This window comes from Burkholderia sp. BCC0322 (assembly GCF_902833045.1).
Taxonomy (GTDB): Bacteria; Pseudomonadota; Gammaproteobacteria; order Burkholderiales; family Burkholderiaceae; genus Burkholderia.
This window is the reverse complement of sequence record NZ_CADFDU010000001.1, coordinates 779,118-791,455: the sequence shown is the minus strand read 5'-3', so window position 1 is coordinate 791,455 and position 12,338 is coordinate 779,118. Positions and strand designations below refer to the sequence as shown.

Here is a 12,338-nt window from a genome sequence, read left to right as displayed (position 1 = left end):
TGCAAAATAAATTCATCTCGTTAACGAAACGAGCACGGCGAATCACCATCCGGAATCGGGGCGCCATGTCGTGAAATTCCGCGGCGCAATTGAAACCAGACAAATAAATCCGGGAGGAGATGGTTTGACTTTCAAGCTAGAACCGTACCATCCGTCGCAAATGGGCATAGGGCCAAGAGGACAAAATCGACGCAGCGACACATTTCGAAAATGCGTCGATAAAACGTTTCAGGCGTGCAACGCGGTTGCGATACGAATCAAATCGGACAAACGCGCGAAACCCGTTCGTACGATTCAGGGAAAACCAGTCGATCACCGCGCGGCGCAGCACGCGATGCGGCGCGCTCCACAGGGGGCATGCACGCGCAATGACGACTCGGGCGTCGGCTTTCCGGTTCGACGCCAATCCATCCAGACAGTCACCACCGGGATCGCATGACGATCTCCCGGGGGCGGCTGACGCGATCCGCCAGTGGGTCTGAAAACGATGTGTGATGCAGTCGATCGGCCGCGTGTTTCAGCACTGAAACATTTGGCTCGGATTCGGCGGACCGGTCCGGTGCCGCTTCGCGCGCCGCCCGCAGCCTCAAGGGTCACGCCGCGATGGCGCACGACTTGCTACATGATCTGTGTGCCGCGAAGCCGGTGCGCGGGGAGCACCGCGCGGGTGCCGGGTGGAAAGCCGCTGCAAGCGTTCAAGCATGCAGGCACGGAAGCAGGAAAGCGGGAAACGGGCGGTCAAAAAGTCATCCACTGAACACGTTGCATCGCGCACGATGCAACGTGTTCACATCGGGAAAGCTCGCGTGTCGACAGGGCTGTTCCGGTTGACAGGCATTCGCGTGGCGCAAGCGAAGGCGTGGACATGACGGGGGCGACGAGGACGGGGAAGGTTTCGTCTTGCGTCGGTACGAGGAGGAATCATCCAGTACAAGATAAAAGTGCGGAACAAATGATGGATAACATGATTTGGAATGCGTATTTATATGCACTCAACCTTGTCGCCATTGTCACCGCAATCGTCATCCTGGTGAGCACACTGGATGACCTCACGCTGGACGCCTGCTACTGGTCCTTTGAAATCCGTCGCATCCTGCGCCGCGAAAAATCCCAAACGGTTGATATCGGCACGCTGCGCGCGCTGGAAGAGCGGCATCTGGCGCTGATGGTGCCGGCGTGGAAGGAATACGACGTCATCGCCAAGATGATCGAAAACACGTTGGCGACGCTCGAGTACGAGCGATACGTGATATTCGTCGGCACCTATCACAACGATGCCGAGACTACCGCCGAGGTCGAACGGATGATCCGCCGGTATCCGGGCAGGGTCACGCGCGCGACCGTCATGAACGACGGGCCGACCTGCAAGGCGGACTGCCTGAACTGGATCATCGAAGCCATCCTGCGTTACGAATCGGTCCATCACATTCAGTTCGCGGGCGTCGTCATGCACGACTGCGAGGATGTCATTCATCCGGTCGAACTCAAGTACCTCAACCACGCGCTGGCGGATAGCGACCTGGTCCAGCTTCCCGTGCTGTCGTTGCCGCGGAAATGGAACGAGTTCGTCGCCGGATGCTACCTGGACGACTTCAGCGAGACGCACCAGAAGGATGTACCGGTGCGCGCCCGGCTGACCGGCATCGTCCCCGGCGCAGGGGTGGCATCGTGCTACAGCAGGCGCTCGATCGAAGCGGCGATGAAGGAGCGCAACGGCGCGCCGTTCAACACCAGCTCGCTGACCGAGGACTATGACTTCAGTTTTCGGTTGAGAGACCTGGGGATGAAGGAAACCTTCGCGTGCATTCCACTGACGGGGATCGTGCGCGATGCAGCGGACAAGCGTGTGCAGGGTGGCGCCGTCAATCGAAACCTGCTGGCCACGCGCGAGTATTTTCCGAAAACATTTCGTACCGCGTACCGTCAGCGCACGCGCTGGATCCTCGGCATTGCATTTCAAGGCTGGGAGCAGCTCGGCTGGAAAGGCAATCTGCTGATGCGATACATGTTCTTCCACGATCGCAAGGGCATCGTGACTTCGCTGTTTTCGGTCGTTGCCTATGGCGTGCTGATCAACTTCCTGTTGCTGGGCGCGCTTCATCGATCCGGCCATGTCATCCCGCCCGGCGCCTCGTTCGTCATGGCAGCCCACTGGGTCATGCCGCTGCTGTGGATCAACACCGCGATGCTGTTTGCGCGCGCCGGGCAGCGCTTCCATTTCGTCAGCAAGCTGAACGGCCCGACCCAGGGGCTGCTCTCCATACCGCGGATGTTCGTCAACAACCTGATCAACTTCTACGCGGTTTGCCGTGCGTGGCGCATCTATATCCGCCACCTCGCGACCGGCAAGCCCATCGCCTGGGACAAGACCAGTCATACCTACCTGTCCAACGAAGCACTCGGGAAGGTGCGCCTGAAAGTCGGCGAGATCCTGGTCGGCTGGGGCGTGGTCACGCTGGAGCAATTGCAGGCGAGCCTCGAGAAACAACTGACCTGCGGCAAGCGGCTCGGTGAACTTCTGGTCGAAGGCTGCGCGATATCCGCCGAATCGCTGGCGGATGCGATCGCCGAGCAGGCGGAGTTGCCCCGGGTGAGCCTCGGCAACGTCGCGGTGGGCCACTTCGCGGATTCACTGGCATTCGAACTGCAGTACGCGTACCGCGCCATCCCGTTTTCGACGGCGGACGACGGCACGTTGAACGTCGCGGTCGGACGGCCGCTCACCCAGGACGAGCAGGATGTGGTGCGGCGGGGCGCCCGATCGAACGTGGCCTACTTCATCGCGTGCGATGCGGAGATTACCGCCGAACTCTCGCGGCACTCGCGCTTCGTCGAACTCGCACGCGCACGCGACGGCGATCCGGCGGCGCAGCACGGCGCTCCCGTAAAAACACCGTCGGGAGAACAGGCATGAAGCATTCGAGACTTCCGATCGCGGCCGGCCTCAAGCGCTGCGCACGGCTGAGCGCACTGGCGATCGCCGTGTCGCTGGCCTGGCAGGCGCCGGCATCCGCCGCCCAGCAACTGACACCCAAGGCCTACAAGCTCGCCGACAGCGCCTACAAGGCGATCAACGCCGGCGACCTGCCCCTCGCGGAGGTGTACGCATCGCGCGCCATCAAGATGCAGCCCGGCAGCGAACAGCTCGGGCTACTGCTCGTCGACGTATACAGACGGGAAGGAAAAGTCGACGAAGCGGACGAAATGGTCGAATCGCTGATCGTTCGTTTTCCGAAAAGTGCGGCGGTACGCGCGCAGCATGGCTACCTGGCGCAGCGCCAGATGCGCTACGACGTTGCCTGCAGCGATTTCGCGGCCGCCGTCGCGACCGGGAAATGGAGCAAGGATCAGCAGCGCAACCTGCGTCTCGCCTGGTCGGACAGCGCGCTCGCGGCGAAGCGTCCGCATGAAGCCGGCATTGCACTGGCGCCGCTGGCCGATGAAAAATCGGCCGTGATCCAGTTGCGCATCGCGCAGATGAGCCTGCAGGCAGGCGACCGCGACACCGCCATCCGCATGGCCGACCTGGCGGCCGGCAACGCGACGAACGACGGCGAGCGCAACATGGCCACGTCGATCGCGGCGCAGGCGCGGCAGGAAGACCAGGCCGCCGAAGCGCCGGTGGACAACACCGCGCAACAGAAATTGCAGGAAGCCTACGACCTCCTGCGCGACCACAAGGATCGCGAGGCGCTCGACGCATTCAACGCGGGATTTTCCGGCGGTGCCGGCAATGCGATGAACTACGCGGACGCGGGCTACGCCGCCAAGCGGATCGGGCTGAACCAGGAGTCCATCGACCTGTTCGAGCACAGCCTCGATGCCGACGAAAACGAACACACCTTCGATGCGCAGCACAAGTTCGGCTATCGGCGCGAAGTCGAGCAGCTTCAGCGCACCTGGGGGTTCGTGCTGAGCGCGCCGTACCAGTCGGCCGCGTTCGGGCCGCAAGGCACCATCAGCGTGTTGCAGCCGGGTATCGAAGTGTATTGGCAGCCGCCGAAGTTCGGCTATCAGAACGGCCGCATCTTCCAGTTCTTCGTGCGCGGATACGGCACGGCCTATGACGGGACGGGCAACGTGACCGGCATGCCGACCGTGCAGGGTTCGGTGGGCGCGCGCTACAAGCCGCTGCCCGACCAGAACGTCGTGCTGACCGCCGAGCGGCTGTTCCACGTCGGCAGCCTGTCGATGACGGACTGGCTGATGCGCCTGGGTTATTCGTCGGAAGGCGGAACCGACCTGAGGGTGACCGAGCCGAGCTGGCGCAGCTGGCAGGCGTACATCGAGGGCGCTTACTTCATCAGCGCGGGTCGATACATCATTTATTCGGAGTTGCGTTACGGGCACACCTGGCGGTTGCCGATGATCAGCGATCGGCTGACCGTCTACCCGCACGCCGCGGTGGCCGGCGATCACGACAATCGAGAGCCGGACAAGACGGCGATCGGCGCCGGGCCCGGCATCCAGTTTCGGTACTGGTTTCGCGAGGGCCGATATAGCGCGCCGGCAAGCTATCTGGATGTCACGGTGCAATACCGGTTCGGGTTGACGTCAGCGGCACGCGCACGGGGTCTCGTGGTACGCGCGACATTGTGGTTCTGACTGCGACGCTGACGCTTGCTTTCGAATGACGCGACTGCTTAGTTGGGCGCCTTGAGCGTGATGATCGTTTGACGCAGCAGCTGGAAGTACGCGCTCGTCGAATACGGGACCATTTGCTCGACGTAGTTCCACCAGAAGAATCCGCCGATGAAACGCGGATCGGCCATGCTGTTGACCATCGGGTAGTACGTCTTGATCAGGCTCTGCTGCACCGACGCCGGCGCGGAGGTATCCGAGGTACCGATTTCGCCGAAGCCGACCTTCGCGTTCGGGAAGATGCTTTCCAGCGCCGCGAAATCGTTCTTCCACGTCGGATTCAGCCCCGGGCAATCCTGGTACGGGTAGTAGCTGAACAGTGCGTAGTCGGCTTGCTGGCGGACCGTCGAGGACAGGAAGGTGGTCGGCCACGTCTTCCAGTAATCCTGCGGCTTCTCCCAGCAGTTGTTGCCCTTGCTGTCGTCGTTGTAGTACAGCGTGATGGCCGTCTTGCCGCCGTTCGATTTGACGATCTGGTTGGCCGCCGCAACCATCTGGCCGATCTGCTGCTCTTCCGAGTTGACCACGGATTTCGTGCCGCTCGGATCGTTACGCAGCCATTCGCCGTTGATTTCGTTCGCAATCTCCCAGACGTCGACGGTGTTCTTCAACTGCGACACCAGTTCCTGCGTACGTGCCTGATACGTCGCGAGATCCGTAGGGAAATAGTAAGAATCGTAGACTTCGCCCATCACGTAGGCGACTGCATGCAGGCGCAGCAGCGGCGCGTAGTAGTCGGCGGCCGACGTACCCGGATCGAACACGACACGCACGGTGGGTTTGTACGGCAGGTTCTGCAGCGACGCGACGATCGCGTCCAGCTTGGTCAGGTCGTCGAGGGTCACACCGTAGACGGGATTCTTCAGAGGTTCGACCTGGGCTTCGGCAGGCCGGGATAAAGGCAGGAGCCCGGCATAAGCAACGCATGCGGCGATGGCCGTGCGCGAGAGTTTTTTCGTCAGTCTTTTCAAAACAATTTCCGTCCAAAAGTAAGAAGAAGCGCGATTTTAGACGAAAATAAAAGGTAATTATCGGATGATATCGGAAGTGGCGAGCCCTAAAAAAATGGTTAGGATCGGTATCAAACGTGGCTGCGACAGGGTGTCGCGCCGAGGCAGTTGTTACGTGATGCTGATTAAATGCACTACAGCATTAGTGCAGGGAACGGGTGCGGGCGAGGCGGCGGGTGCGCGTCAGGGTAAAGCCGATGTCCGGTTGGCTGCACGCAAACGATTGCCGACGTCCGAGGCCGGTCTCGACCGACCTCGACATGCATGCGCGGCACCACGCCACGAACCACCAGCGGCACCCGTTCATCGGGCAACCGGATAGCGGAACCCCGCCACCACCGGGATTCCGCTACGCGGCGCCTTGCGGAGTTGCCACCGCCCCGCTTCCGTTACCTGTTCACGCGGACGCGTTGCGATTCGCCTCGATCACCGTCAAAGCCGCCATGTTCACGATCCGCCGCACCGTCGAGCTCGACGTGAGAATGTTCACCGGCGCGTTGACGCCCAGCAGGAACGGCCCCACCGCCACGTTGCTGCCCGCCTCGGTCTTGAGCAGGTTGTACGCGATGTTCCCCGCATCCACGTTCGGGCAAACGAGCAGGTTCGCAGCACCCTTCAGCGGCGACATCGGCAGCAGCTTCGACCGCAAGCCCTCGTCGAGCGCGCAGTCGCCATGCATTTCGCCGTCCGCCTCGATATCCGGCGCCTGCTCCCGGACGATCTCCAGCGCCCGGCGCATCTTCACGCCCGAAGCCGCGCTCCCCGACCCGAAGTTCGACCGCGACAGCAACGCCGCCTTCGGCGTCAGATTCAGCCATTCCATCTGACGCGCCGCGGCGATCGTGAATTCCGCGATCTGCTCCGCGTCCGGGTTGTCGTTGACGTGCGTATCCACCAGCGCGACCGTCCGCTGGTCGAGCAACAGGATGTTCATCGCCGCATAGGTCGACGCCCCCGGCTTCTTCCCGATCACTTCGTCGACGAACCGCAGGTGGTTGTGATACTCGCCCACCGTCCCGCAGATCATCCCGTCCGCATCGCCGAGCCGCACCATCATCGCGCCGATCAGCGTCAGGCGGCGCCGCATCTCGACCCGCGCCATTTCCTTCGAGATGCCGTCCCGGCAGCGCAGCTCCCAATACGTCGTCCAGTACTGCGGAAACCGCTCGTCATATTCGGGATTGGTCACCTCGACATCCTGGCCGAGCCGGATCCGCAGGCCGAAACGCTCGATGCGCGCCAGCAGCACCTCCGGGCGCCCGACCAGGATCGGCCGCGCCAGCTTCTCGTCGACGATCACCTGCACCGCGCGCAGCACGCGCTCGTCCTCGCCTTCGGTAAAGACGATCCGCGCCTTGCCGCCGTCGCGCACCAGCCGGCGCGCCGTCGCGAACAACGGCTTCATGAACGCGCCGGAATGGTAGACGAATTGCTGCAGTTGCTCGACGTACGCGTCGAGATCGGTCAGCGGGCGCTTCGCCACGCCGCCTTCCATCGCCGCCTTGGCCACGGCCGGCGCGATCCGGACGATCAGGCGCGGGTCGAACGGCTTCGGAATCAGGTATTGCGCGCCGAACGCCACGTCGTAAGCACCATAGGCCGCCGCGACGACTTCGTTCTGCTCTTCCTCGGCCAGCCCCGCGATCGCGTGAACCGCGGCGATCTCCATTTCACGGGTGATGGTCGTCGCGCCCACGTCCAGCGCGCCGCGGAAGATGTACGGGAAGCAGAGGACGTTGTTGACCTGGTTCGGGTAGTCCGAGCGGCCCGTCGCGATCACGACGTCGTCGCGCGTCGCATGCGCCAGTTCCGGGAAGATTTCCGGAGTGGGATTCGCCAGCGCGAGAATCAGCGGGCGCGGCGCCATCGCCTTCAGCATGTCGGCGGTCAGGATGCCGCCGACCGACAGGCCCAGGAACACGTCCGCGCCGCCGATGACTTCAGCCAGCTTGCGCGCATCGGTTTCCTGCGCAAAGCGCGACTTGGCCGGGTCCATCAGCGTGGTGCGGCCGCGATAGACGACGCCTTCGATGTCGGTCACCCAGACGTTTTCAACCGGCAGCCCGAGGTCGACCAGCAGGTCCAGGCAGGCCAGCGCGGCGGCGCCGGCCCCCGACGTCACGACCTTCACTTCCGAAATCGACTTCCCGACGACCTTCAGCCCGTTGATGAACGCGGCGGAGACGGTGATGGCGGTACCGTGCTGATCGTCATGGAAGACCGGAATCTTCATGCGTTCGCGCAGCTTCTGCTCGACCGTGAAGCACTCGGGCGCCTTGATGTCCTCGAGGTTGATGCCGCCGAACGTCGGTTCGAGGCCGGCGATGATGTCGACCAGCTTGTCCGGATCGGTTTCGTTGATCTCGATGTCGAAGACGTCGATCCCCGCGAACTTCTTGAACAGGACGGCCTTGCCTTCCATGACCGGCTTGGATGCGAGCGGGCCGATGTTGCCCAGGCCCAGCACGGCCGTGCCGTTCGTGATCACGCCCACCAGATTGCCGCGGCTCGTGAAACGGTGCGCCTGCAGCGGATCAGCGGCGATCGCCTCGCACACGCCCGCCACGCCCGGCGTATAGGCCAGCGCGAGATCGCGCTGGGTCACGAGCGGCTTGCTGGCGACGACCGAGACCTTCCCCGGGGTCGGAAATTCGTGATAGTCGAACGCTGCCTGCTGCTGTGTCTCAGTCTGTTTCATGTTTTTCGGTCCGGGCACGGGCGCCAGGCCAGTCCCGGCGCGATCCATGAACGGGATTCTAGGGATCCGCCATAAGGCGATGATTCTGTTTTAATATCGGTCCATCACTTTTTCATGATGATTACGTGGCCAGTCAATGACCTTTGATGCAAACGACGTGGTCAGGCGGCTGGGCGCCCGCTTGAAGATGCGGCACCTGGTGCTGTTGCTGCAGATCCAGCAGCACGGGTCGCTGACGCGCGTCGCGGAGCACATGGCCAGCAGCCAGCCGGCCGTGACGAATGCGCTGTCCGAGCTGGAGAGCATGTTCGGCACGCCGCTGTTCGAGCGCTCGTCGCGCGGCATGCGGCCCACCGCGCTCGGCGCGGTCGTGCTCGAGCGGGCGAAGGCGATGATCAAGGATCTCGACCACCTCGCTCGCGAAATGGAGGCTGTCGCCGCCGGGCATGCGGCCCACCTGCATATCGGCGTGATTCCGTTCATTTCCGGGCACATGCTGTCGGCGGCGCTCAAGCGGCTGCAAGCGCGCATGGAGCGGCGCCTGACCGTGACGATTCACGAAGGCACCAGCGATCAGCTGCTCCTTCAGCTCCGGGATCACAGCGTCGACATCGTGATCGGGCGGGCATCGTCGGCGATCGACCTGGGCCAGGTCTCCTTCGAAGTGCTGTACCAGCAACAGCCGCGCATGATCGCGAGCCGGCGTCTTGCGGCGAAACTGGCCCGCACCGTGCTCGACTGGCACAAGCTGCACGCGCTCGACTGGATTCTCGGCGCGCCGCATACGCCGATGCGGGAACAGGTCACCGACCTGTTTCTGTCCGCCGGCATCGCGCCGCCCGTTCCGATCGTCGAGAGTTATTCCTCCAAGCTGATCGGCGAAATGATCGCGTCGAGCGACGAGGCCGTCTCGATCGTGCCCGCCGATATCGCGGAAGAACTGGTGCGGATCGCCGGCGTGGCGATCGTCCCGTACTCGCTGGTGTGGACGCTTCCGCCCATCGCGCTGTTTACCCGCGCCGCCGATTCGCGCATGCCTGCGCGGGATCTCCTCGTCGAGGCGCTGCGCGAGGTGTGCAGGGAGACTTACGGGGAAGCGCAGCGGTAGCGGTTCACGCACCGCCCGCGTTGAACGGCCCGCCGGGTCCGCCGAAAACGGTCATGCGTCTCGACGAACACCGGGCACACCGGGCACACCGGGCACACCGGGCACACCGGCCGCAGGCTACTTGCTCGCGGCGAGGCGCCGCATGATTTCCGCACGCTCGGCAGCCAGCACATGGTCCGAGCCCTCGCCGCGGTCATAGCGCCTGGTCGTCCGGTAGGAAAACCGCTTCGTGTACAGGCTGGCGGCGGGATCGAATACCCACGCGTCGACGACGAAAAAGTGCGGGCCGAAATGACTCTCGTCCTTGCCCCACACATAATCCGCGCGAACGAACAGCGGATAGGGCGACACGTCCGGCACCGTCCACATCGCGCGGTCGGCCAGCTCGGTCTGGGTGACTTTCGGCATCACGTTCTCGATCTTGCCGTTCGCGCCATAACGCAATACCGCCACACGCTCCAGCATCCCGCTGCCGCCGCCGGAGAACATTCCCGAGAAGAACACCCAGGAGCCGCCCGACGCAATCGGCAAGCGTTCGGATCGCGGATCCAGCCCGAACTGGTATTGCACCTTCGTCGAGCCATCGGGAAGCGGCGCGGGCGGCATCTCGAAGCACGGCGCATGGTCGGGAAGCACGCAGAGTTTCACGCCGGACAGCGGGAGCCCGTCGGTGTCCAGCCGGCCCTCCGCCTGGGTGAAACGCGGGAAGGCAAGTTCGCTGGAAGCGGCTTGAACGCCGGTGACGCCGGCAACAGTAAGGCCCAGAATCACCCCAAGCGTTCGACAGAACCCGCGCATGCACCCGCCCCCTTCTCTCATGTTTTGATAGCCGCGAATTGTCGATGATCCGGCCACTTCTGTCGAATGAACGGTTGCGGCCCGCAATGCCCGCCGGCCGACACCATCAGACGGTGGCCAGAACCAGACGCCCCGGTGACGCGCCGATGTGCAGCCCGTCAGAACGATTCGCGAGATAACGCCGGTTCAACTCGTCCGGCGTCCACGTGTTGCAGTGGCTGAAGCCCAGCGCAGCCAACCGCTTGGTCAACTCGGCGGGTTCGAAGAAGCTCTTCCACGGTTCACCGCGCTCGGCGAATCGCGCCACCATCTGCTCCATCGCGATGCGCATGATCGGCGGCAGGCTCGGCAGCGGAACCACATACTCGAGCAGTACGGCGCTGCCTTTCGCGCAACCGGCGATGAAGCGCAGCGTCTCGATGACCGCGGCCTCGTCGAGATACATCGTCACGCCCAGCCAGCTGAACAGCGCCGGCGCATCGGCATCGAAACCGGCGCGCGCCAGCCCTTGCGCGAGACCGACACGCTCGAAATCGACCGGCACGAATTGCAGCGACGCCGGCACCGCGATGCCCGCCTCGCGCAAGCGGGCCCGCTTCCACGCCTGCGTCGCCGGCAAGTCGACCTCGAACACGCGCCCCGGCGCATCGGGTCGCCGGTATGCGCTGGTATCGAGCCCCGCGCCGAGCACCACATACTGGCGGATGCCACGTTCGATCGCATCGACCCAGACGTCGTCGGCCAGCCTGCTGCGTACGACCACCGTGCTGCGCATGCCCACGGTCATCGGCTCGCGGAACTTGTCGAGGTTGTCGTGCAAGGCCTGCGCCTCGGCCGGCCCTAGGACGGTCAGTGCGACCGGATCGTCGAGCACCAGCGGCCGGTCGAGCAGCTGGTGCGCGGCCCGCTGCGTGGCCACCATCAACGCGCTCGGCTTGGGCCCGGCGTTCACCGGTGTCGTGTCGTGGCCGACGATATACGCCCGGTTCAGATAGGCCAGCAGCGCATCGTCGAGGCCGATGCCCAGTTGCAGATCCGGTTCGCGCATCATCGCATCGCGCACACGCGCTTCCAGCGCGGCGTCGCTGCCGCAGAAGCTGTCGAGAAACAGCTGCTGCCAGCGCCTCACGATGGCTTGCACCGCAGCGGCGCCGGCGTCGACGCCCGCCTCCATGTGCGCTCTCAGTTCGACCACCAGTGCCGGCCACGCCCGATGCTTCATCGCGGCGAACTGGCGCCGCCGCACTTCGTCGGCCTGAGCCGGATCGAGGTACTTCGCAAGCAGCGCGCAACGCGCGTGCGTGAACGCTTCGTCGATCCATGCCAGCATCCCGGCCGTGATGCCGACGATTTGCGGGGCGCGCGGCTCGTCGAGCTGCATCATCATCAGCTTGGTCGCGAGCGTCGGGTCGTTGCGGGTCATGCGGACCACGAGCCGGATCCAGCGCCATGCCAGTGCGTGGGCGGCTTCGCTGTCGGCCGGCAGCGCCTGCTGCCAGGCAACGCGGACCTCGTCGATCAGCGCGACCCACGATGGGTCCGTCGGCGCGATCGTATCCGGCCCGGATGCCAGCAACGTATCGAGTTCGTCGTCATCAAGGTGTTTTTGGATCATGTTCATCAGCTCCAGAGCGTTCAGCCAGTCGGTCGCCGTGGTCTCGTCGCCGGCGGCGATCATGTCCACGAGGTATCTCAGGTGACGACCAAGGCGCTGCGCGCGCGATGCCTGCGCATCGAGCTCCGCGATCTGGCGCTGCAGAAGCTGGAGCGGTGAGCCGGCCAGTTGGCCGTCGAGGCTGGCCTTGATGTCCGGCAGCGAATACCCGAACCGCTTCAGCGCCTCGATCCGATGCAGCCGGATGAGGTCGTCGCGCCCATACAGGCGCGCGCCGCCGTCGGTGCGCTGCGACGGTGACAGCAGCCCGATTGCATCGTAGTGATGCAAGGTCCGGACGCTCAGTCCTGCCTTCTTCGCCAGATCGCCGATTTTCAGTCGCATGTTTTCCCAGTCGTCGGAGTCGACCATAAAAGCTGACGTAGCGTCAGGTGCAAGGGAAATCGAAGGGGTTGTGCGGGTGACGGG

At 63.9% G+C, this 12,338-nt stretch carries 7 protein-coding genes; 3 read left to right on the top strand and 4 right to left on the bottom strand.

Annotated elements, in window-relative coordinates; all coding sequences use genetic code 11:
- The first annotated feature begins 955 nt into the window (after positions 1 to 955).
- The gene (locus tag HWX39_RS03700) at positions 956 to 2,914 is read left to right on the top strand and encodes a glycosyl transferase family protein (protein WP_244134895.1); all 1,959 of its coding nucleotides are present in this window, start codon (positions 956 to 958) and stop codon (positions 2,912 to 2,914) included.
- Positions 2,911 to 4,605 carry a bacteriophage N4 adsorption protein A gene (locus HWX39_RS03695; RefSeq protein WP_175965609.1) on the top strand — a complete coding sequence of 565 codons (1,695 nt, stop codon included), beginning with the start codon at positions 2,911 to 2,913 and terminating at the stop codon, positions 4,603 to 4,605. The genes HWX39_RS03700 and HWX39_RS03695 overlap by 4 nt, the downstream gene beginning before the upstream one ends.
- A 38-nt stretch (positions 4,606 to 4,643) precedes the next feature.
- On the opposite strand, the gene HWX39_RS03690 is transcribed toward HWX39_RS03695, so the two are convergent.
- Together HWX39_RS03690 and HWX39_RS03685 are read right to left on the bottom strand one after the other, a co-directional pair.
- Entirely contained in the window at positions 4,644 to 5,546 is a 903-nt protein-coding gene (locus HWX39_RS03690; protein WP_244134926.1) for a hypothetical protein, read from the bottom strand.
- Between the two features lie 502 nt (positions 5,547 to 6,048).
- Positions 6,049 to 8,349, bottom strand: a complete 2,301-nt coding sequence (locus HWX39_RS03685) for an NADP-dependent malic enzyme (protein ID WP_175965607.1) — start codon at positions 8,347 to 8,349, stop codon at positions 6,049 to 6,051.
- Positions 8,350 to 8,485: 136 nt separating this feature from the next.
- Here HWX39_RS03685 and HWX39_RS03680 point away from each other — a divergent pair, with 136 nt between their 5' ends.
- A complete protein-coding gene (locus tag HWX39_RS03680) occupies positions 8,486 to 9,457 on the top strand; it encodes a LysR substrate-binding domain-containing protein (RefSeq protein WP_175965606.1) in 972 nt (323 codons plus the stop codon).
- Between the two features lie 117 nt (positions 9,458 to 9,574).
- On the opposite strand, the gene HWX39_RS03675 is transcribed toward HWX39_RS03680, so the two are convergent.
- Entirely contained in the window at positions 9,575 to 10,228 is a 654-nt protein-coding gene (locus tag HWX39_RS03675) for a hypothetical protein (RefSeq protein WP_244134894.1), read from the bottom strand.
- A 133-nt stretch (positions 10,229 to 10,361) separates the two neighbouring features.
- Entirely contained in the window at positions 10,362 to 12,254 is a 1,893-nt protein-coding gene (locus HWX39_RS03670) for an SAM-dependent methyltransferase (RefSeq protein WP_175965604.1), read from the bottom strand.
- Positions 12,255 to 12,338 lie beyond the last annotated feature (84 nt).

Bases quoted from the DNA above. Each gene is read 5' to 3' on its own strand.
- HWX39_RS03700 (WP_244134895.1), top strand. From the start codon at position 956: ATGGATAACATGATTTGGAATGCGTATTTATATGCACTCAACCTTGTC.
- HWX39_RS03695 (WP_175965609.1), top strand. From the start codon at position 2,911: ATGAAGCATTCGAGACTTCCGATCGCGGCCGGCCTCAAGCGCTGCGCA.
- HWX39_RS03685 (WP_175965607.1), bottom strand. From the start codon at position 8,349: ATGAAACAGACTGAGACACAGCAGCAGGCAGCGTTCGACTATCACGAA.
- HWX39_RS03680 (WP_175965606.1), top strand. From the start codon at position 8,486: ATGACCTTTGATGCAAACGACGTGGTCAGGCGGCTGGGCGCCCGCTTG.
- HWX39_RS03670 (WP_175965604.1), bottom strand. From the start codon at position 12,254: ATGCGACTGAAAATCGGCGATCTGGCGAAGAAGGCAGGACTGAGCGTC.